At 70.7% G+C, this 18,883-nt stretch carries 17 protein-coding genes and 5 pseudogenes; 10 read left to right on the top strand and 12 right to left on the bottom strand.

The window, feature by feature from the left end; genetic code table 11:
- Positions 1 to 34: 34 nt before the first annotated feature.
- Both LRS04_RS22065 and LRS04_RS22070 read right to left on the bottom strand, forming a co-directional pair.
- Complete coding sequence (locus tag LRS04_RS22065) at positions 35 to 715, bottom strand: hypothetical protein (RefSeq protein ID WP_257818223.1); 681 nt, start codon at positions 713 to 715, stop codon at positions 35 to 37.
- An 89-nt stretch (positions 716 to 804) separates the two neighbouring features.
- Entirely contained in the window at positions 805 to 1,479 is a 675-nt protein-coding gene (locus tag LRS04_RS22070; protein WP_257818224.1) for a M48 family metalloprotease, read from the bottom strand.
- A gap of 149 nt (positions 1,480 to 1,628) precedes the next feature.
- Between LRS04_RS22070 and LRS04_RS28420 the strand changes: the two are divergent.
- The 3 genes and pseudogenes from LRS04_RS28420 to LRS04_RS22080 form a co-directional block, all read left to right on the top strand.
- A pseudogene (locus LRS04_RS28420) lies at positions 1,629 to 1,937 on the top strand (DUF808 family protein); the annotation flags it as partial.
- A gap of 79 nt (positions 1,938 to 2,016) precedes the next feature.
- Positions 2,017 to 2,577, top strand: coding sequence for a DUF808 family protein (locus LRS04_RS28425; RefSeq protein WP_374576727.1), 561 nt, complete (start codon positions 2,017 to 2,019; stop codon positions 2,575 to 2,577).
- A 257-nt stretch (positions 2,578 to 2,834) separates the two neighbouring features.
- On the top strand, positions 2,835 to 3,482 hold the full coding sequence (locus LRS04_RS22080; RefSeq protein ID WP_257818225.1) for a DUF4168 domain-containing protein: 648 nt from the start codon (positions 2,835 to 2,837) through the stop codon (positions 3,480 to 3,482).
- Between the two features lie 384 nt (positions 3,483 to 3,866).
- Here LRS04_RS22080 and LRS04_RS22085 read toward each other — a convergent pair whose 3' ends face one another.
- Together LRS04_RS22085 and LRS04_RS22090 are read right to left on the bottom strand one after the other, a co-directional pair.
- Entirely contained in the window at positions 3,867 to 4,514 is a 648-nt protein-coding gene (locus LRS04_RS22085) for a hypothetical protein (protein WP_257818226.1), read from the bottom strand.
- Between the two features lie 330 nt (positions 4,515 to 4,844).
- Positions 4,845 to 6,377, bottom strand: coding sequence for a metallophosphoesterase (locus LRS04_RS22090; RefSeq protein ID WP_257818227.1), 1,533 nt, complete (start codon positions 6,375 to 6,377; stop codon positions 4,845 to 4,847).
- On the opposite strand from LRS04_RS22090, the pseudogene LRS04_RS28430 reads away from it, so the two are divergent.
- Positions 6,325 to 6,465: pseudogene (locus LRS04_RS28430) on the top strand (hypothetical protein); the annotation flags it as partial. The gene LRS04_RS22090 and the pseudogene LRS04_RS28430 sit on opposite strands and share 53 nt — an antisense overlap.
- Before the next feature lie 173 nt (positions 6,466 to 6,638).
- Positions 6,639 to 7,232 (top strand): ATP-binding protein, encoded by a 594-nt coding sequence (locus LRS04_RS22095; protein WP_257818228.1) that lies wholly within the window; start codon positions 6,639 to 6,641, stop codon positions 7,230 to 7,232.
- 950 nt (positions 7,233 to 8,182) lie between these two features.
- On the opposite strand, the gene parC is transcribed toward LRS04_RS22095, so the two are convergent.
- Positions 8,183 to 10,456 carry a DNA topoisomerase IV subunit A gene (gene parC, locus LRS04_RS22100; RefSeq protein ID WP_257818229.1) on the bottom strand — a complete coding sequence of 758 codons (2,274 nt, stop codon included), beginning with the start codon at positions 10,454 to 10,456 and terminating at the stop codon, positions 8,183 to 8,185.
- 81 nt (positions 10,457 to 10,537) lie between these two features.
- On the bottom strand, positions 10,538 to 10,972 hold the full coding sequence (locus LRS04_RS22105; RefSeq protein WP_257818230.1) for a hypothetical protein: 435 nt from the start codon (positions 10,970 to 10,972) through the stop codon (positions 10,538 to 10,540).
- Between the two features lie 250 nt (positions 10,973 to 11,222).
- Here LRS04_RS22105 and LRS04_RS22110 point away from each other — a divergent pair, with 250 nt between their 5' ends.
- From LRS04_RS22110 to LRS04_RS22125, 4 genes and pseudogenes are all read left to right on the top strand, one after another.
- Entirely contained in the window at positions 11,223 to 11,591 is a 369-nt protein-coding gene (locus LRS04_RS22110) for a BlaI/MecI/CopY family transcriptional regulator (RefSeq protein WP_257818231.1), read from the top strand.
- Positions 11,592 to 11,607: 16 nt separating this feature from the next.
- Positions 11,608 to 12,337: pseudogene (locus LRS04_RS22115) on the top strand (M56 family metallopeptidase).
- A 175-nt stretch (positions 12,338 to 12,512) separates the two neighbouring features.
- Positions 12,513 to 12,764 carry an energy transducer TonB gene (locus LRS04_RS22120; protein ID WP_257818233.1) on the top strand — a complete coding sequence of 84 codons (252 nt, stop codon included), beginning with the start codon at positions 12,513 to 12,515 and terminating at the stop codon, positions 12,762 to 12,764.
- Entirely contained in the window at positions 12,764 to 13,264 is a 501-nt protein-coding gene (locus LRS04_RS22125; RefSeq protein WP_257818234.1) for a hypothetical protein, read from the top strand. The genes LRS04_RS22120 and LRS04_RS22125 overlap by 1 nt, the downstream gene beginning before the upstream one ends.
- Here the strand turns inward: LRS04_RS22125 and recO are convergent.
- The 5 genes and pseudogenes from recO to lepB (LRS04_RS22150) all read right to left on the bottom strand — a co-directional run bounded on the left by recO (position 13,261) and on the right by lepB (LRS04_RS22150) (position 17,475).
- Positions 13,261 to 13,990: pseudogene (gene recO, locus LRS04_RS22130) on the bottom strand (DNA repair protein RecO). The gene LRS04_RS22125 and the pseudogene recO sit on opposite strands and share 4 nt — an antisense overlap.
- A gap of 105 nt (positions 13,991 to 14,095) precedes the next feature.
- The gene (era, locus tag LRS04_RS22135) at positions 14,096 to 15,028 is read right to left on the bottom strand and encodes a GTPase Era (RefSeq protein ID WP_257818235.1); all 933 of its coding nucleotides are present in this window, start codon (positions 15,026 to 15,028) and stop codon (positions 14,096 to 14,098) included.
- A pseudogene (gene rnc, locus LRS04_RS22140) lies at positions 15,025 to 15,738 on the bottom strand (ribonuclease III). The gene era and the pseudogene rnc overlap by 4 nt, the downstream one beginning before the upstream one ends.
- Complete coding sequence (lepB, locus tag LRS04_RS22145) at positions 15,739 to 16,512, bottom strand: signal peptidase I (RefSeq protein ID WP_257818236.1); 774 nt, start codon at positions 16,510 to 16,512, stop codon at positions 15,739 to 15,741.
- Between the two features lie 219 nt (positions 16,513 to 16,731).
- On the bottom strand, positions 16,732 to 17,475 hold the full coding sequence (gene lepB / locus LRS04_RS22150) for a signal peptidase I (RefSeq protein WP_257818237.1): 744 nt from the start codon (positions 17,473 to 17,475) through the stop codon (positions 16,732 to 16,734).
- A 151-nt stretch (positions 17,476 to 17,626) separates the two neighbouring features.
- Here lepB (LRS04_RS22150) and LRS04_RS22155 point away from each other — a divergent pair, with 151 nt between their 5' ends.
- On the top strand, positions 17,627 to 18,532 hold the full coding sequence (locus LRS04_RS22155) for an EamA family transporter (protein ID WP_257818238.1): 906 nt from the start codon (positions 17,627 to 17,629) through the stop codon (positions 18,530 to 18,532).
- Here LRS04_RS22155 and LRS04_RS22160 read toward each other — a convergent pair.
- Entirely contained in the window at positions 18,474 to 18,827 is a 354-nt protein-coding gene (locus LRS04_RS22160) for a hypothetical protein (RefSeq protein WP_257818239.1), read from the bottom strand. The genes LRS04_RS22155 and LRS04_RS22160 overlap by 59 nt on opposite strands.
- Positions 18,828 to 18,883 lie beyond the last annotated feature (56 nt).

Consider the following 18,883-nt stretch of genomic DNA (forward strand, 5'->3'; position numbering starts at 1 on the left):
GCGGACGCACCGGCTTCGCAAGCCCACTTGCGTTTCACGGCCGCAACGCACGGTCGGCGCGGCCGTAGGTCACCAGCTTCACGCGCTGGCCCGGACGGACAGGCTGGCCCGGGGCCAGGCCGTTGATCAGCTCGAACCGCTCGCGGCGCAGGTCCTCGAAGGCCATGCGCTGGGCCAGGGTCTCGGCGGTGTCGCGCGGACCGACGGTGACCACCTCGATCCGCCGGGGGCGAAGCGCCCTCGCCTCCTCGGCCGAGAGCCGGCGGAAGGAGCCGATCAGCGGGTCGAGGCCGGCGGCGCGGCCGGACGGGGCCAGCGCCAGGAAGTGGTAGGCGCTATCGCCGCCGGGCGAGTAGGCGGCCACCGTCAGCTCGACGCCGCCGGAGCGGGTCCGCGCATAGCCGCGCAGGATCACGGCCTCCACCCCGTTGATCCGCGTCCGCTCGGGCCGGCCGGCCTGGACAGGGGTCTGGCCCGCCGCCTGCCGGAGCACGGCGTAGGCGTAGTCCTCCAGGCCGCCGCGACCCAGCCGGCCGCCGGAGAACTCGGCGGCGAGGTTGGAGCCCTGCGGCCCCTGGATCTTCACCGCCTCCGGGCTGTTGGTCAGCGAGAAGCCGCCCGGCGCCTCGAAGGCGATGCCCATGCCGGGATGGGCGAAGCGGCGGCCGTCCACGAAGCCCTGGGACGGGTCGTCGGCATAGACGAGGCCGTCCACCGCCTCCAGGAAGGGCTCGACCTGCTCCGGCGCGCCGGGCGGGCCCGAGCGGCGGGCCAGGTCGACGGCGCGGGTGATGCGGTCGCCGGTCAGGGGTGGGTCCGGCTCCAGACCGGGGTCGCCGCCTTGGTCGGCTCGCGGCCGGCGAGCCTCGCCTCGAGCGCGTCGTCGGCCTGCAGGGCGCGGAGCAGGTCGGCGAGCGCGTCGGGCGCGTAGCCGGCGCCGGCGATGTAGCGCAGGCCCAGGCTGTCGGCCTCGAACTCCTGGTTCCGCGAGTAGCTGAGCACTGCCGCCTGCCCGACCTGGCCGGCGAGCTGGGCGGCGAGGTCGGAGCCGGTCAGCACGCCCACGGCGAGGGCGCCGAGGCCCGTGAAGATCGAGCTCGTCTGGCGCCGGCCCGAGTGGTTCGCCGCCACATGGCCCACCTCGTGGCCGAGGACGGCGGCCAGCTCGTCCTCGCTGTTGATGATCGCGAGCAGCCCCCGCGTCACATAGACATAGCAGCCGGGCGGCGCCGCGAAGGCGTTCACGACATCGGTGTTGACCACCGTGAACACGCAGTCGCGACGGCCCGCCTGGACCGCCACCCGCTCGCCGACCCGGGCGACGTAGGCCTGGACCGGACCCTCGTAGCCGCCGCCGAGCTGCTCCAGCAGCTCCGCCTGCTGCTGGGCCGGGGATTTCCGCGCCGACTGGGCCCCGGCCGGCGCCGCCGCCGCCAGCCCCAGCACCATCGCCGCCGCCCACGCCAGAAACGGTCGCATCGCGCCTCACTCCGCATCGCCAACCTTCACTGTCCGCAACCTGCCTCGCGGCGGGCGGTTCCGCAAAGGCCGGCTTTACGGGGTCAGGCCTTCCCCCTAACCAAGCGGGACCGCGCGCCGCCGGCGCCGGCCTCAAGGAGATCCGATCCATGGCGTCCGGCCTCGTAGCCCTGCTCGACGACGTCGCCGGCATCGCCAAGATCGCCGCCGCCAGCCTCGACGACGTGGGCGCCGCCGCCGGCAAGGCCGGGTCCAAGGCGGTGGGCGTGGTGGTCGACGACACGGCGGTGACGCCGGGCTACGCCATGGGCTTCACGCCCGACCGCGAGCTGCCGATCGTCGCCAAGATCGCCCGGGGCAGCCTGCTCAACAAGTTCCTCATCCTGCTGCCCGGGGCCCTGCTGCTCTCGGCCTTCGCGCCGTGGCTGGTGACGCCGCTGCTGATGCTCGGCGGCGGCTACCTCGCGTTCGAGGCGGTGGAGAAGATCGTGGAAGCGGTGTTCCACCACCACGAGGCCTCCGACCACCCCCCTGGAATTGGCCCAGAGCTCGGCCGAGCTGGAGACGGTCAAGGTCAAGGGCGCCATCCGCACCGACCTGATCCTCTCCGCCGAGATCATGGCCATCGCCCTGGCCGAGGTGGCCGACAACTCGATCGCCCTGCAGGCCGGCGCGCTCGCCCTGGTGGCCCTGGGGATCACGGTGGCGGTCTATGGCGTCGTCGCCCTGATCGTGAAGATGGACGACATCGGCCTCCACCTTGCCGGGCGGTCGTCGCGGCCCGCCGCCGCCTTCGGGCGCGGCCTGGTCAAGGCCATGCCGGTGGTGATGAGCGCGCTCTCCAAGATCGGCACCGCGGCCATGCTGTGGGTCGGCGGCGGCATCCTGGTGCACGGGCTGGAGCACTTCCACCTGACGCCGGTTCCGGTCTGGGTCGAGGGCTTCCGGCACTGGGCCGAGCAGGCGCCGGGGATCGGCGCGGCGGCCGGCTGGCTGGCCTTCGCCCTCGGCTCGGCGGCGGTCGGGCTGGTGGTCGGCGGGATCATCGTCGGCGTGATGCACCTCATCGCGAAGTTGAAATCCCGCGCCCATCAATAAGTTTTCGGCCCTGGGAACTTTCCCGCCACCGTCTTGTTGTCGATCTCCGCGCCACGCCAGAACTGACGCTCAGGCTCTATTTCAATCTTAAAATCCAGTTCGGCGAACATTCGCCACATTGCGGCAGTTTACTTGCCGGGCATGGACGTGACCGTTGGGGGTGGCTCGGATGAGTCTTCGGCGAGCCGTCCGGCCCGCAACTTATGCCGCCTGGCGTCGAGGGACCCGAGGCGGCCGATGATGAGGAGACCTCCCCGATGCCCATGAAGTTCCTGCTCTCCGCCGTTTCCGCCGCCGCCCTGATGGCCGGCGGCGCGGCCGTGGCCCAGACGCCTGCCACAACGGCCGCCGCCATGCCGGCGACCCCGGCTCCGGCCGCGACGGCCTCCGCCACCACCTTCACCGACGCCGACCTGATGAACTTCGCCAAGGCGACCGTGCAACTGCAGGCCAACAAGGGCGGCGACCAGAAGGCGATCGTCGAGGGCTCCGGCGTCACGGTGGCCCAGTACAACGCCATCGCCGACCGGATGAAGACCGACACCACCTTCGCCGCCAAGGTGAACGACCACCTGCGGATGGCGGCGAGCGCGAGCGCCGGCGCCCCGGGCGCCTCGGCCCAGACCGGCGCCTCGGCGACCACCGGCGCGGCGGGCGACGCCGCGGCCAGCAGCACGACCGGCGCCGCCACGGGCGACACCACGGGCGCCACTCCGCCGGCCAGCGACCCGGGCGCGCGACCGCCCCTGAGGCGGCGGCTCCGGCCACCGCCACCCCGCCGACCGCGGCGGACGCCGGCGCGGATGCGTCGACCACGGCCGAGGCGGCTCCGGCCGCCGGCGCGGCCGACACGGCGGCCAGCGCCGCGGCCACCGACGAGGCGGCCGACGCCTCCGCCGACGTGACCGCCGACGCCAAGGCCGAGAAGAAGGCCAAGAAGGCGAAGAAGGCCGAGCGCGAGGCCGAGGCTGCGGCCGACCCGGCCGCCGAGACCCCGCCGACCTCGTAAGCGTCGCGGGATCTGTCGATCAGACGGGAGGGAGGGCGCGAGCCCTCCCTTTTTTTTGGAACCACAGAAACACACAGAAACACACAGAAGGGGCCTGGCCGACGGAGGTCGGTGAGGGCTGAATCGCGCGCCTGGAAGGCGCGCAACGACGATCGAGGCGCAAAGCCATCCGGCGGCCCGCCTTCTGTGTCATTCTGTGTTTTCTGTGGTTCATTCCGCGCGCAGCGCGGCTGCGGACTCAGCATGGATCCCGGCTTTCGCCGGGATGAGCGGAGGGGGGTTAGGAGGAGTTGGGGGGTTCGGATGGCGGGGGTTCCGCCTCGGATTCCGCCGCCCCTTGGCCCTCGCCGAAGTCGTAGAGCCGGGCGGGGTCCACGCCGCAGGCTTCGCAGCCCTCGACGATCAGGTCGTCGAGGTCGGCGGTGGTGAAGTCGGGGCGCGCCGCGGCGTCCTGCAGCCAGTCGCTGAACCGGTCGAAGGTGCGCTCGATGGCGGACTGGTGGCGGCGGTAGGCCACGGTCTCCTCGTCGTCGGAGCCGTCGTCCCAGTCGGTGGGGTCGTATTCGTCGAAGATCAGCCGCTCGACCTGGGAGGCCACCGCCTCCTTGCGCTTCCAGACCGCGCCGCCCGGCGCCAAGGCCCGGGCCTGCTCGGCCTCGAGGCGCGCACGCGCCAGGGCGTCGCGGTCGGCCGCCTCGCGCAGCAGCCCGTCCTTGTAGCGGACCAGCTTGAGCTCCAGCGCCAGGGTCTGGCGCAGCCCCCGGCTGACCCGGTGGAAGGCGATGGCGAGCCGGGTCGCCTCGTCGCTGCTCTCGGCCTCCAGGGCCCGGTTCTGCAGGTCGCGGCAGAGCCTGAGCGTCATGCCCGCCAGCTCGCGCAGGATCACCGTGTGGCGGTCCTCGCCGGGCTCCGGTTGCGCGATGGGCATGTCGTCGGCCATGAACAAAACAGGAACACATAGCAAGCCCGGAGTCAAGCTTTTTCGACTTCGGCGTTCGCCGAAACGGCCCCCGTGATCCGCATCACGCGCACGGCCCCCTGCCCCCGCGCAGGCTTCCGACCCTCGGCGTGGGCCTCGGCCCGCGCGGTCGGGCGCGGAGGCGGCGATGGAGATCTCGGTGGCGGAGGCCCGGGCGCGGACCCGGGCGCTGCTGGGGCTTCCCTCGGACGCCGAGGTGGCCTGGGTGACCGAGGCCTATCTGCGCGAGCCCGCCGAGGGCCTGCCGGCCGCCCCGCCGGACGACCTGCCCCGCCGGCTCTACGGCGTCGGCGTCGCCTGGGGCCAGCGGCCGGGCGTCGGCCCGACCTTCGAGTTCTCCGCCGCCGCCGGCAACGGCCGCTGGCCGGTCACCCCGGACCTGGCCGTCGGCGGCCTGCGCTGGTGGGCGCCCCAGAGCTGCTGGCGGCTCGTGTGCGAGGGCGCCGCCGAGGGGCCGGCGTTCCGGCGGGTGGCGCGGTTCGAGTGGTGGGGGTGAGACCGGGCGGCGGCGCCGCCGGGGCCGGGGCCGCGCGCGCCCAGGCGTAGCCCAGGCCGCGGGTGAAGTCGGTCGGCCGGGCGACCGGGGCGCCAGGCCGCGGGCGCGCCGGCGGCGGACGCGGCCGGCGGATCGCAGGCCGGCTCGGGGAGCGGCACGGCGCCGACCTGCAGCACCTCCACCGCCGTCCCGGCCAGGCGCACGGCGCTCAGCACGCCGGTCTCATGGGCGCCGGTGTCGAGGCCGATGCGGTGCGGGGTGCGCGCCACCCGCGGGCCGGTCCAGGTGTGGCCGTGGACGATCACGTGGCCCGAGGGGGTGAAGCCGCCGCTTGGCCCGGCCCCGGCCTGCCCTGGCCCGCCGCGCCCAGCCCCGCCCCGCTCGGCCTCCAGGAACTCCTCGCGGATCCACAGGAGGTCGGCTTCGCGCTGGTCCTCAAGCGCCACGCCGGGCGCGACGCCCGCGTGCACGAAGGCGTAGTCGCCGACGACGGCCATGAGGTCCAGGGTCTGCAGCCGGCGCAGGTGGCTGGCCGGCATGGCGGCTAGCAGGTCGCGGCGCGCCCGGACGAGCTCGGCGGCCGTAGCGTCCGCCGCCGGCGGGGCCACGCCATAGGCGGCCAGGGTGGCCGCCCCGCCGAACCGCAGCCAGGCCCCGCCCGCCTGCGGCGCGTCCAGGAACCGCAGCAGGGCCTGCTCGTGGTTGCCCTTCAGCGCCACGACCCGCCAGCCGCCCCCGGTCTCCGGGGTCTCCGGCGCCTCCAGCGTGACCAGCGCCTCCAGCACCCGGGCGCTGTCGGGGCCCCGGTCGATGTAGTCCCCGAGCAGCACCAGGACCGGCTGCCGCCCGGCGGCCTGGCCGGCGCTGTCGGCGGAGAGGCGGGCGAGGAGCTCGAGCAGCAGGTCGTAGCGGCCATGGACGTCGCCGACGGCATAGACGAGCTGGCCCGCCGTATCGGCCGGCGCGTCCGGGCGGCGACGCGCGGCGCGGCGGCGGCGCGGCGCGCGGGCCCCGGGCGTCAGGATCTCGACCTGCGCCGGGGTGTGGCGCGGCGCGGGGACGGAAGGCCGTGGGCCGCAGGCCTCGGCGAGATCGGCGCGGACCCGGCGCAGGGCGGTGGGGAGGTCGGTGGGGGCTCCGGGCATGCGGCGGAGGGTGGGCGCGTGGCCTTGAACCGGCGGTGAACGGGGGTGGAGGTGCGGGACGCCGAAGAGCCCCTTCGACCCGGGCGACCCCTCCAACAGCGCCGAGGTCCACCGGGTCCGCCCTGAGATGGTCGCCCAGGCCGAGTTCCAGGCGTGGACGGCGAGCGGCATGATCTGCCACGCGAGCTTTGCGGGGTTGAAAGAGGACAAGGACGCGAGCGAGGTGGTCATGGAGAGGGCGGAGGCAGCGCGGTTGTGAGGGGTAAATCCGCAAAGCAAAGTCGTCGAGGTTCAGGATCCAAGCGAGACCGAGTACTGGCCGCCGGCGCTAGGTGGAACGCCCGTTGAGTCCAGCTTAGCTTGTGGTAGCAATGCTGCTGGCCTCCGACTTGGCTTTCGGATGGCGAGCGCGATTTGCGCTGGGAGACGGAGTTGGACCTTACTTATCGCCTCAAGAATTTCCGTTCTTTTGAAGACACGGGAGCACTTGAGCTCGCCCCACTCACTCTTCTCTGCGGCTCCAACAGCAGCGGCAAGAGTTCAATCCTGAAATCTATGTTGCTTCTCCGCCAGAGCACCGAGTTTCGCCGCGCTCGACTGCTTCGTGATGCTCCCTCCCAGCCATTGTTATTTAACGGCGAGCTCACGCGGCTGGGGTCTTGGACAGATGTCGTCAGAGGACGTGTGCGAGAGCGCACGGTCGAGATGGCGTGGACCGCCCAAGGCGCATTGGTGGAGATACTTAACGATGCTGACTATTCATATCGGCGACGCGGAAATTTTAAAGCCGATCAAAGCTTTGATGGGTCCTTGGAGGTCGCATTTCGATCTCGCGCGAATGCGCGTGAAGAATTATCGGCACTACTGACGTCATCAAAGCTGACAATCGACGGCGCAACCATATTTTTGACGGAGTCCGGCCTACAAGACGATGAAGATCCCGTCTACGATCTTTCCATCCGAGGAATGGGCACCGTACTTTCATCTGACATCGCCCAGCAGTTGATGGCCAACCATCGGATGTAGTTACAACCCTTTTCGGAATGACCCCCCAATCCCGGAGTACTATGTAAGACAATTTTTATCCGAGGTGCTTCCGGGACTAATCAGGCGATTCACGTACTGCCCTCAGGCTCTGTGCGAGGCCGGAGCGCAGGCAAAATTGGCACCTAATCCTACCGATGAGGAGGATGAACTCGCAGCTGCCTTCGCAGATGGCTTGGCGCTATGCGCCGTGTGTGGCGACGAACGGGAGACCTGCCTGCTTACGCACCCTGATCGCCAAAGTTTCGGCGTCGGGTCGGGGTTCTTCGACCAGATCGTTGAAATCTCGCCCACCGCAGCACTCTCAACACTGGAAACTCCCGCAGTCTTTCCTGATCCGAGCGATGGAGCTACCCGCGAACTGCACCTCATGGCCGCACTACGAATTCGGAAGGCAGATCTCGCTAGATCTGATCCAAACTGGAACGCCTTCACGCTTAGACCCCTTCGCTATTCGGACGAGTTTTGGAACAAAATTCGCAATGCCGATTGGATGGGGAACGAAGTTCGTTATCAGAGGCAGCTCATAGATAGTCTGCTTCAGATATCCGCAGGTCGATCGACATCTTCTAACCTACACAGGATGGCAGGTGAGACTATAACGGTTGATGGTCAGGCGAGATCAAAATGGAATGCCTATGTTTTTCAGAGCGGAGCCACGGCACTAGATCGCCGTTGTTCTCGCATATACTACGCCAATATTGGTGGGGGATCGTATATCGATGAATTCGATATCGATGCACACTGAGTTTTCGACACCATCGCTATATTCAACTGCGGGAATTGCGAACCCTCTGCCTGTCAGATCCTGAGCGCCACTGTGTGCTTGTCAGCGCTCACGCCCGCCGTGTGACCGACGCACCCAGGGGCGGAGAGTCCGAACGGTCCCCCTCCACCGCTTCGCGGTCCCCCTCCCCCTGCGGGGGAGGAATTTACCCCTTCGGCCGGAACCGCTTCGTCGCCGGGAAGCCCTTCGGCGCCAGCTTGCCCGCCGCGGCTCTCCGGCCCAGCCACTCCCGCCACTCGGGCCACTGGCGGGTCCGGCCGTCGGAGGTGGTCCAGGCGGCGCCGTCGTCGGCCTTGAAGACGAGGGCGTCCTTGAGCCCGCCTTCGCGGTAGGTCTGCAGCTTGACGCCCTTGCCTCTGGGCATCTCGGGGAGCTCGTTGGCCGGGAAGATGAGGATCTTGCCGTTGTCGCCGACGACGGCCAGGTGGTCGGCGTCGCCGAGCGGGAGCGAGACCTGGGCCTGGTTCTTGCCGGCCCCGCCGGCGACGTTCAGCACCTGCTTGCCGGCCCGGCGGAAGGCGATGGCCTCGTCCTCCGGCAGGATGAAGCCGTAGCCGTCGCGGCTGGCGATGACCCGCTTGCCGCCGGGGCGGTGGGTGAAGACGTCGAGGATGCCGACCTTGTCGTCGAGGTCGATCATCAGGCGGAGCGGCTCGCCGTGGCCGCGGGCGCCCGGCAGGTTGTGGCAGGGCAGCGTGAAGAACCGGCCGTCGGAGGCGAAGATCAGCAGCTTGTCGGTGGTCTGGCCCTCGACCAGGAACTGCAGCCGGTCGCCCTCCTTGAACTTCAGCTCGGAGGGGTCCTCGACCCGGCCCTTGGCGGCGCGGATCCAGCCGCGCTCGGAGAGGATGACGGTGATCGGCTCGCGCACGATCATCGCCTCCATGGCGGCCTCGGCGTCGACCTGGGGCGCGTCGGCGAAGATCGAGCGGCGGTCGTTGAGCTTGCCGAGCTGGGCCTTGGTGTCCTTGAGCCCCTGCCCCACCAGTTTCCACTGGGCCTTGTCGGAGGCCAGCATGGCCTGGATGCCGTCGCGCTCCTCGGAGAGCTCGGCGTGCTCGCGGCGGAGCTCCATCTCCTCCAGGCGGGCGAGCTGGCGCAGCCGGGTGTTGAGGATCGCCTCGGCCTGGATCTCGGTGAGCGCGAAGGCCTCGATGAGCTTCTGCTTGGGCTCGTCCTCGAAGCGGACGATGCGGATCACCTCGTCGAGGTTGAGGTAGGCGATCAGCAGGCCGTCGAGGATGTGCAGCCGGGCCTCGATCTTGGCCAGCCGGTTGCGGGCCCGGCGGACCAGCACCTCGCGGCGGTGGTCGAGGAAGGCCTGCAGGGCCTGCTTCAGGCTCATGACGCCGGGGGTGCCGCGGGCGTCGAGGACGTTCAGGTTGACGCTGAAGCGGGTCTCGAGGTCGGAGAGCTTGAAGAGGCTCTCCATGAGCACCTCCGGCTCGACGTTGCGGCTCTTGGGCTCGAGCACCAGGCGCACGTCCTCGGCGCTCTCGTCGCGCACGTCGCCGAGCAGCGGGGCCTTCTTGGTCTCGATCAGGCCGGCGAGCTGTTCGACCAGGTCGGCCTTCTTCACCTGGTAGGGGATCTGGGTGACGACGATCTGGTAGGTCCCCTTGCCGAGGTCCTCCTTCTCCCAGAGCGCGCGGACGCGGACGCCGCCGCGGCCGGTCTCGTAGATGTCGTGCAGCGACTGGCGGGGCTCGACGATGACGCCGCCGGTCGGGAAGTCCGGCCCGGCCACGTGGGTCATCAGGGCCTCGGTGGAGGCGTCCGGCTGGTCGAGCAGCAGCAGGCAGGCGTCGATCAGCTCGCCGGCGTTGTGCGGCGGGATCGAGGTGGCCATGCCGACCGCGATGCCGGTCGTGCCGTTGGCGAGCAGGTTGGGGAAGCCGGTGGGCAGGACCACGGGCTCGGTGTCGGCGCCGTCGTAGGTCGGCTTGAAGTCGACGGCGTCCTCGTCGATGCCGTCCAAGAGCAGCATGGCCGCCGTGGTCAGCTTGGCCTCGGTGTAGCGCATGGCGGCGGGGTTATCGCCGTCGATGTTGCCGAAGTTGCCCTGGCCGTCGACCAGCGGATAGCGCTGGGCGAACTCCTGGGCCATGCGGACCAGGGTGTCGTAGATCGACTGGTCGCCGTGCGGGTGGTAGCCGCCCATCACCTCGCCGACCACCTTGGCGCACTTGCGGGCGGCGGCCTCCGGGTTCAGCCGCATCTCGCGCATGGCGTAGAGCACGCGCCGCTGCACGGGCTTCAGGCCGTCGCGCACGTCCGGCAGGGCCCGGTCGGTGATGACGCTGAGCGCATAGGCGAGGTACCGGCGGCTGAGCGCTTCGGTCAGCGGCTCGTGGATGATCCGCGGATCGTCCGGGGCGGCGGGCGCATCGTCTTCGGGCGGGGGCACGTCGAGGGGCATGGGGAATCAACTTTGAATCTGAGCCCTCACCCATAGCGTGGCGCGGCGCGAGGGGCGATGCGCCGTTAAGCCCCTCCCCCTTCAGAACGGCAGGGGCGCGAGGTCCGGCTCGACCCAGGCGCGGCGGGCCTCGACGCTGAACAGGCGGGGCTTCGTCCAGTGGGCGAGCAGCCAGTCGGAGCGGCCGTAGGGTCCGGCGAGCAGTTGCGCCAGGGCCTCGGCCCGAGTGAGCGTCGGCCGGGCCTCAAGCCAGGCCCGCGCCGCGCGGATCGAGGCCAGCGTGATGGTCTCGTGGTAGCCGGACGCGTCGGTGTTCGCGACGCCGGTGGCTTCGTTGTAGGCGCGGATGAGGCCCGGCATGTCGCGCTCGGGGATCAGGTCCGAGTGATCGATCACCCAGACGGCGGCGGCGAAGTGCGCCGCGTGGGTCCACTCGGGCTTCGGCAGGGTGAGGTCGCGGACGCCCTCGCCGATGCGGGCGATGTCGGCGTCGGTGAGACGGTGGTGGGGCGGCATGGTTTGAGCTCCTTGGGATTGGGGGCTCGGCGGGGCCGCAGGCAGCAAAAACCCCGCCGGAGCGGGGTCTGCGGGGTCGGGCCGGTCGGGAGGCTCAGACGCGCGCGAACACCGCCACGGAGTGACGTTGCTGTTGCCGGGTCTGGTTCGCGAGGCGGGCCATGGCGGCGCTTGTAGCGGAACAGGGTTCGCTTGACAGCATCGATTACGCGCGTAATCGTCAGCCGAACGATTACGGGTGTAAACGTCCATGCGGATCAGCGGCGCGGAGAGCGTGGTGATGGAGGCGCTGTGGAAGCGCAGCCCGCGGAGCGCCGAGGACGTGGCCGCCGAGGTGGCCGGGCCGCAGGGCTGGACCGAGGCGACGGTGAAGACCCTGATCAACCGGCTGCTGAAGAAGAAGGCCGTGGAGGCCGCCCGGGACGGCCGCCGCTACCTCTATGCGCCGCGCGTCAGCCGCGAGGCCTGGGTCGCGGCGGAGAGCCAGGGGCTGGTGGACCGGCTGTTCGACGGCCGGGTCGCGCCGCTGGTCAGCCATTTCTCGAAGACCAAGAAGCTCAGCGCCCAGGACGTGGCGGAGCTGAAGGCGCTGATCGCGGAGCTGGGCGATGACCGGTGAGATCCTGGCGGGCCTGATGCGGGCCAATGTGGTGGCGGCGCTGGCGGTGGGGCTGGTGTTCCTGCTGCGCAGGCCGGTGCGCAGGGCGTTCGGCGCGCGCGTGGCCTACGAGCTCTGGTCGCTGCCGCTGCTGGCCGGACTGGCGGCGCTGATGCCCCAGCCGGCGGCGGAGACCCTGCCCTTCGTGGCGGACGTGGGCGCGGCGGCCGGCCGGGCGATCCCGGCGGCGGCGAAGGGGGCGAGCGACCTTCAGATGTGGCTCTGGCTGTGGCTGGCCGGGGCGGCCGGCGTCGCGGCCTGGACAGCGCTCCGGCAGGCCAGGTTCGTGGAGTCGCTCGGCCGGCTGACGGCGCTGGGCGACGGGGTCTGGCGGGCCGAGCGGGCCGACGCCGGCCCGGCGGTGGTCGGCGCGATCCGGCCCAGGATCGTCACCCCGTCCGACTTCGAGGCGCGGTTCGACGCCGAGGAGCGGGCGGTGATCCTGGCCCACGAGCGGGCGCACCTGTCGACCGGCGACGGGGCGGTGAACGCGCTGGTGGCCGTGGCCCAGTGCCTCTGCTGGTTCAACCCGGCGGTCCACCTGGGCCCGGGCGCTCCGCGTCGACCAGGAGCTCGCCTGCGACGCCGCGGTGATCGCCCGGCATCCGGGAGCCCGCAAGCTCTACGGCGAGCTCTTGCTGAAGACCCAGCTCGGCACCCAGCCGCTGCCGATCGGCTGCCACTGGCTGGGCGGCGCGCACCCCTGAAGGAACGGATCGTCATGCTGAAGTCCCCCTGCCCGGCCGCACGCGCAAGCGCCAGGGGATCGCGATCGTCGCCGCCCTGGCCGCGCTCTGCGCCGGCGCGGCCTGGGCCTCGGGGGCGACGCGAAACCTCATCAAGGATCCCGTCTGGATTGAGCGGCCGACGGGAGAAGACTTCGTGAAGCGTTATCCGAGGGGGGCCATGCGGCAGGGCCTGGATGGAAAAATCACCATCCTCTGCGGCGTAGACGCCGGTGGCCGGCTGCAGGATTGCAGCGTCGTCCATGAAGACCCCGTCGACGAAGGCTTCGGCCAAGCCGCGCTCGGGCTGGCGCCGCGCTTTCGCATGGCGCCCGAGAGCCGGAGCGGGGTGAAGACCGAGGGGGGTGAAGTCCGCATTCCCCTGTGGTTCCGTCTGCCGCGCCAATGATGCCGCCGGAAACCACGCCCGAGCCGCCGCCGGCCGTGGTCGTGCTGAGCCGGGAGGAGGTCTCCGAGGTGGTGGCGTCGGTGGACCTGCCCCGGCGGCTGGTGAAGGGTGGCCAGGTGGAGCAGGCCCTGGTCCGCCAGGCGGTGTTCGTCACCGGCGCGGTGACGGTGACGCGGCCCGCCGCCGAGCCAGAGGCGGCGCCGACCTACGGCTGGAGCCTGCAGGCCTTCGTGCAGCGGCAGGTCTGCGTGCATTCGATCACCGGCCTCTTCGCCTGCTCGGACCCGGAGGTCGAGAAGCTGCCCGACGCGGCGAAGGGCGAGGCGCCGCTGGGCCCCGGCGAGCCGCCGCTGTTTCCGCTGGCCGAGGCGGCGCGCGAGGCGCTGACGGCGGGCCTGAAGGCGCGGGCCAATGCGGTGTTCGAGGCCGACCGGCGGGCGCGGATCGATCCGCTGTTCAGGGCGGCCGGCGTGACCGCCCAGCGGCCGCCCGCGCGCTAGAGCCGTCCCGCCTCCTCCAGCCGGTCGACGAGCCACAGGCGGGCGGGCGGGATCGGGCGGTTCAGGGGGTTGAAGATGAAGGCTTCCAGGAAGTGGGCGGTGAGGTCGAGGCCGGCCTTCACGTCGCCGGGGTCGAGGCCGCGCTGGGAGGCCAGCAGAAAGCCCGGGAGCGCCAGCAGCCGGTCCTTGTAGGGCTCGCCGGCGTCGCGGGAGACGGCGCGGCCAGTCCTGGGGCTCACGTAGAGAAGGTCGTCGACGGCGCCGGTGGCGGCGCACTTCGACAGGTCGAGGCCGAAGCCCAGCTCCTGGAGCAGACCCGCCTCGAAGCGGACGAAGACGGCGGGCCAGATGTCCGGGTGGACGAGCGCGCGGGCCAGGGCCTCGAAGGCGTAATAGGCCCGGGTGCGGCTCGCGCTCCGGCAGGGCGCCGGCGGCGACGGCGGCGGCGGCCTGCAGGCCGGCCAGCGCCAGGCGATCGTCGAACAGGGCGGCGGGCCCCTCGCCCACCGGCTCCAGGCTGGCGGAGCCAAGCTGATCGGAGACCCGGGCGCGGTAGCGGACGATCACCTGGGCGCCCGGCTGGAGGAACGGCTTGATCTTGCGCGACGACCCGCCGGCCACATGGGCCGCCCACTTGCCGTGATGCTCGGTGAGCAGCTCGACGATCGCGCCCGACTCGCCGTGGGCGCGGGCGGAGAGCACGAAGGCGTCGTCCTCGAATTCCATCAACGCCGATGTAGCAGATGAACCACGGAATACACGGACCACACGGAGTCGATCCCGTGCCTTCCGTGTGGTCCGTGGTCGATCTATCGCCGCTTCGCGGCGGAGCTAGACGTCGTAATCCAGCCCCATGTCGCCGTAGAAGGCGCGCTTGTCGGCCCAGCGCTCGTCGACGGCGACGTGCAGGAAGAGGTGGACGGGGCGGTCGAGGATGACGGTGAGCTCCTCGCGGGCCTTCTGGCCGATCCACTTGAGCGTCTGGCCGCCCTTGCCCAGCACGATCGGCCGCTGGCTGTCGCGCTCGACATAGATGGTCTGTTCGATGCGGACCCCGCCGTCCTTGCGCTCCTCGAACTTGGTGGTCTCCACGGCCGCCGAATAGGGCAGCTCCTCGTGGACGCGGAGGTAGACCTTCTCGCGGGTGATCTCGGCGGCCAGGAGGCGGGCCGGCAGGTCGGCGGTCTGGTCCTCCGGATAGAGCCAGGGCCCCTCCGGCATCAGGGCGGCGAGCCGGGCCTTGAGGTCGTCGACGCCGGAGCCGTTGGCCGCCGAAATCATGAAGACCTCGTCGTAGACGCCTGTTTCGAAAAGCCTTTGCGACAGAGCCAGCAGGTTCTCGCGCGGCACGCCGTCGATCTTGTTGAGCGCCAGGATCACCTTGCGGCCCGACGCCTTCAGGCTCTCGACGATCGACTCGACATCCTGGACGGCGCGGCGGTCGGCGGGCTTGCCCTCGGGCGTCGCGGCGGCGAGCTCGGCGGCGGAATCCACCAGGTGCACGACGGCGTCGGCGTCCTCCGCCCCGCCCCAGGCGGCGCGGACCATGGCCCGGTCGAGCCGGCGGCGCGGCTGGAAGATCCCGGGGGTGTCGACCAGCACGATCTGGGCGTCTCCGTGCATGGCGACGCCGCGCACCGGGAAGCGGGTGGTCTGCACCTTCTGGGTGACGATGGAGACCTTCGCGCCCACCAGTCGGTTGGTCAGGGTCGACTTGCCCGCATTGGGGGCGCCGATGATGGCGGCAAATCCGGCGCGGCTCATTCGTCACCTAGCTGGGGTTCGGGGCCTTCCCGCTTCAGCAGCATCTGCTGGGCGGCGGCCTTTTCGGCGTCCTGGCGGGAGCGGCCCTCGCCCCGCTCAGGGGGAAAGCCCTCCACGGCCACGGCGACCGTGAAGCAGGGGGCGTGGTCTGCCCCTCGCGGGACACGATCTCGTAGGCGGGCAGCGGCAGGCCGCGGCCCTGCGCCCACTCCTGGAGCTGGGTCTTGGGGTCCTTGGACCGCGGCTCGTCGAGCTTGGCGAACTCCTCCTCCCAGAACTTCAGGAAGAAGGCGCGCGCGGTGTCGAGGCCGCCATCGATGTAGAGGCCAGCGATCAGGGCCTCGCAGGCGTCGCCCAGCACGGCGTCGGACTTGCGGGCGCCGACCTTGGTGGCCGAGGCGCTCATGCGCAGCGCCTCCGGCAGGCCGCAGCGTTTCGCGGCGCGCGCAGGCGTGGTAGTTCACGAGGGAGGCCAGCAGGCGGCTCATCTCCCCTTCCCGCGCGTCCGCGTCGAGGGCCATCAGCCGCTCCGCGGCGCACAGGTTGAGCACCCGGTCGCCCAGGAACTCCAGACGCTCGTTGTGGCGCACGGACCGGGCGCCGTCGCCGACACTGGCGTGGGTCAACGCCCGCTCCAGCAGATCGCGGTCACGGAAGACGTAGCCGATGCGGTGCTCGAGCTCGGCGACGGCGGCGGCGCGCGCGTTCATCTACTTCAGCACGTGGACGAAGCGGCTGGGCCGGGCCTCGAGCACCCAGGTCCAGGGCTTCAGGATGGACGCCTCCGGGTTCCAGGAGAGCAGGATGATCTGGGCGCGGCCCACGAGGTTGTCGGCCGGGACGTAGCCGACGCCGCCGTTCGGGGCCCGGCTGTCCTCGGAGTTGTCGCGGTTGTCGCCCATCATGAAGTAGTGGCCTTCGGGCACGGTGAACTCCGCGGTGTCGTCGAGGTCGAACTGCGGGCCGTAGTCGTTGGTCATGTAGGTGCGGCCGCCCGGCAGGGTCTCCTGGTAGCGGGTGACGTCGCGCCCGGCGCCGAATTCCGAGGCCTCGCGGAAGGTGCCCCTGGGCTCGCGACGCACCTGCTCGCCGTTCAGGTAGAGCAGGCCCTCGCGCATCTGGATGCGGTCGCCCGCCACGCCGATGACCCGCTTCACATAGTCGGTGTGGCCGTCGCGCGGGAGCTTGAACACCACGATGTCGCCGCGCTCGGCGGGGCGGCCGAGGATGCGGCCCTCGAACAGCGGCGGGCTGAACGGGATCGAGTGGCGCGAGTAGCCGTAGGAGAACTTCGAGACGATGATGTAGTCGCCGGTATAGAGGTTCGGCTCCATCGACCCGGACGGGATGGTGAAGGGCTGGAAGAACAGCACGCGCAGGAACAGCGCGATGGCCAGCGCATAGACGACCGTCTTGATGATCTCCACGACCTCGTTGACGGCGCCGGACTTCCCCGGCTGCGCGGCCTGCACGTTCTCGCTCATGGTGGTCCTTGGCATAGGCCCGGCGGAACGGGCGTCGGCGTGCAGTTACGCGCTGGGCGCCCCGGGGGCAAGGTCGGGGGGATGCCGAGCGCCCGCGCAATTCCTCCCCATCGGGGGAGGTGGATCGCCGCGGAGCGGCGAGACGGAGGGGGTCATTCCAGCCGTCCAAGCGGACCCCTCCGGCGCTTCGCGCCACCTCCCCCGATGGGGAGGAATGTCTCAGCCGAGCGGCTTCACGACGCGGTCGAGGTTGAGGTTGAGCCAGGTCCAGGGCTTGAGGATCGAGGCGCCCGGCTTCCAGGAGATGAGCACGACGCGGGCCCGGCCGACGAGGTTCTCGTCGGGCAGGAAGCCGACGCCGCCGGCCGCCGCCGGAACCCGGCTGTCGGCGGAGTTGTCGCGGTTGTCGCCCATCATGAAGTAGTGGCCCTCGGGGACCACGAAGACCTCGGTGTCGTCGAGCGGCTGGCCCGGACCGTAGTCCTGAATCACATAGCTGCGGCCGCCCGGCAGGGTCTCGCGGAACAGGTCGGCGCCGTCGGACCGCGGGTCCTCCTTGCCGGTGCGGGGCACCGCCGCGCGGGGGACCTTCACGCCGTTCAGCCAGAGCTCGCTGTCGCGGATCTGGATGCGGTCGCCCGGCAGGCCGACCAGCCGCTTGATGAGGTCGGTGCGGTTGTCCAAGGGGGTCTTGAAGACGATGACGTCGCCGCGCTCCGGCGCCTGGCCGAGGATGCGGCCCTCGAACAGCGGCGGGCTGAGCGGGGCGGAATGGCGCGAGTAGCCGTAGCTCCACTTGGTGACGACGATGTAGTCGCCCTCGTAGAGGTTCGGCTCCATGGAGGCCGAGGGGATGGTGTAGGGCTGGAGCAGGAAGACCCGGAGCACGAGGGCGATCACCAGCGCCCAGAAGATGGTCTTGGCGACCTCCCAGGCCTCGTTGGCCGTTTCCTTCTTGCTCAAGCGATGTCCCTCCAGGCCGCCGGCCAAACGCCGGCCCTACCCCTCTAAGCCACGCCGCGCCGAAGCGCCCGTGAAAGGTTGCTCATACGACAGGGCCGCACGGCCCGGCGCAAGGCGTGACAAACAGCCGGGCTGTGGCCATATCGCGGCGATGACCCGTACCGCCGTGCCGCCGCTCCACGTCCTGCTCGCGCTCGCGGTGGTGGCGGTCTGGGGCACCAACTTCGTGGTGATCCGCTGGGGGCTGGACGACCTGCCGCCGCTGACCTTCGCGGCGCTCAGGTTCACCTTCGCGGTCATTCCGGCGATCTTCTTCCTGAAGAAGCCGGACGTGCCGTGGCGAAACCTGGCGGCCTATGGCGTGCTGATCGGCGTCGGCCAGTTCGGCCTGCTCTACATCGCCATGACCCAGTGGATCTCGCCCGGGCTGGCCTCGCTGGTCGTGCAGATCCAGGCGTTCTTCACCATCGGCTTCGCCATGATGCTGACCGGCGAGCGGATCCAGCGGTTCCAGTATGCGGCGCTGGGCCTCGCCGCCATCGGGCTCGCGTCGCTGATGATCCACGCCACGTCGGACGCCAAGCCGCTGGGCATCGCGCTGGTGCTGGCCGCGGCGCTCGGCTGGGCCGGCGGCAACACGGTGGCCCGCCAGGCCGGGCCGGTGAACATGCTGGCCTATGTGGTCTGGGCGTCGATCTTCTCGGCGCCGCCGCTGTTCGCGCTGGCCTTCATCTTCGAGGGCTGGCAGCCGGTGACCCACGCCATCGCGAACGCCGACGCCGGCGCCTGGGCCGCCGTGCTCTGGCAGTCGGTGGGCAACACCATCTTCGGCTACACCGTCTGGGCGTGGCTGCTGGCCCGCTATCCGGCGGCGACCATCGCGCCGCTGTCGCTGCTGGTGCCGGTGTTCGGCATGGGGGCGTCGACCCTGCTGCTGGGCGAATCGATGACGCCCTGGAAGCTCGGCGCCGCGGCCCTGGTGCTCGCGGGCCTGGCGCTCAACACCCTGTGGCCGGCCTGGAAGCGGCGGATGATGATGTCGGGCGAGCCGGCGTAGCCCGCGGACCTCGGACTACTTCGTGGAGCCGTCCGGGAGCGTGAGCGTGCTCTCGGTGACGCCGCCCTGCTCGATGGGGGACGCCCAGGTAGCGCATCACGCCGCCGGTGAAGCTGATGTCGGTGACGGCGACGGCGTTGTCGCGCCGCAGCTTGCTGGCGTCGCCGAGCGTCAGATGCAGGCGCATGTCCTCGGCCTTCACGCCCTCGGCCACGGCGGCCTCGATTTCGTAGCGGAAACGCTCTGCGGGCGTCTTGCCGGGACGGCGGGCGGGTGCGGGACGTGTCTGGGTCATTCGCCAAGCTAGCACGACATGCCGCCCGAACCGGCACTTTCTTGGCAAGCTGCGCA

Source organism: Phenylobacterium sp. J367, assembly GCF_024699985.1.
Classification (GTDB): domain Bacteria; phylum Pseudomonadota; class Alphaproteobacteria; order Caulobacterales; family Caulobacteraceae; genus Phenylobacterium.

Bases quoted from the DNA above. Each gene is read 5' to 3' on its own strand.
- LRS04_RS22070 (WP_257818224.1), bottom strand. From the start codon at position 1,479: ATGCGACCGTTTCTGGCGTGGGCGGCGGCGATGGTGCTGGGGCTGGCG.
- LRS04_RS22080 (WP_257818225.1), top strand. From the start codon at position 2,835: ATGCCCATGAAGTTCCTGCTCTCCGCCGTTTCCGCCGCCGCCCTGATG.
- LRS04_RS22085 (WP_257818226.1), bottom strand. From the start codon at position 4,514: ATGCCCATCGCGCAACCGGAGCCCGGCGAGGACCGCCACACGGTGATC.
- LRS04_RS22090 (WP_257818227.1), bottom strand. From the start codon at position 6,377: ATGCCGCTCGCCGTCCACGCCTGGAACTCGGCCTGGGCGACCATCTCA.
- parC (WP_257818229.1), bottom strand. From the start codon at position 10,456: ATGCCCCTCGACGTGCCCCCGCCCGAAGACGATGCGCCCGCCGCCCCG.
- LRS04_RS22105 (WP_257818230.1), bottom strand. From the start codon at position 10,972: ATGCCGCCCCACCACCGTCTCACCGACGCCGACATCGCCCGCATCGGC.
- LRS04_RS22110 (WP_257818231.1), top strand. From the start codon at position 11,223: ATGCGGATCAGCGGCGCGGAGAGCGTGGTGATGGAGGCGCTGTGGAAG.
- LRS04_RS22125 (WP_257818234.1), top strand. From the start codon at position 12,764: ATGCCGCCGGAAACCACGCCCGAGCCGCCGCCGGCCGTGGTCGTGCTG.
- era (WP_257818235.1), bottom strand. From the start codon at position 15,028: ATGAGCCGCGCCGGATTTGCCGCCATCATCGGCGCCCCCAATGCGGGC.
- lepB (WP_257818236.1), bottom strand. From the start codon at position 16,512: ATGAGCGAGAACGTGCAGGCCGCGCAGCCGGGGAAGTCCGGCGCCGTC.
- LRS04_RS22155 (WP_257818238.1), top strand. From the start codon at position 17,627: ATGACCCGTACCGCCGTGCCGCCGCTCCACGTCCTGCTCGCGCTCGCG.
- LRS04_RS22160 (WP_257818239.1), bottom strand. From the start codon at position 18,827: ATGACCCAGACACGTCCCGCACCCGCCCGCCGTCCCGGCAAGACGCCC.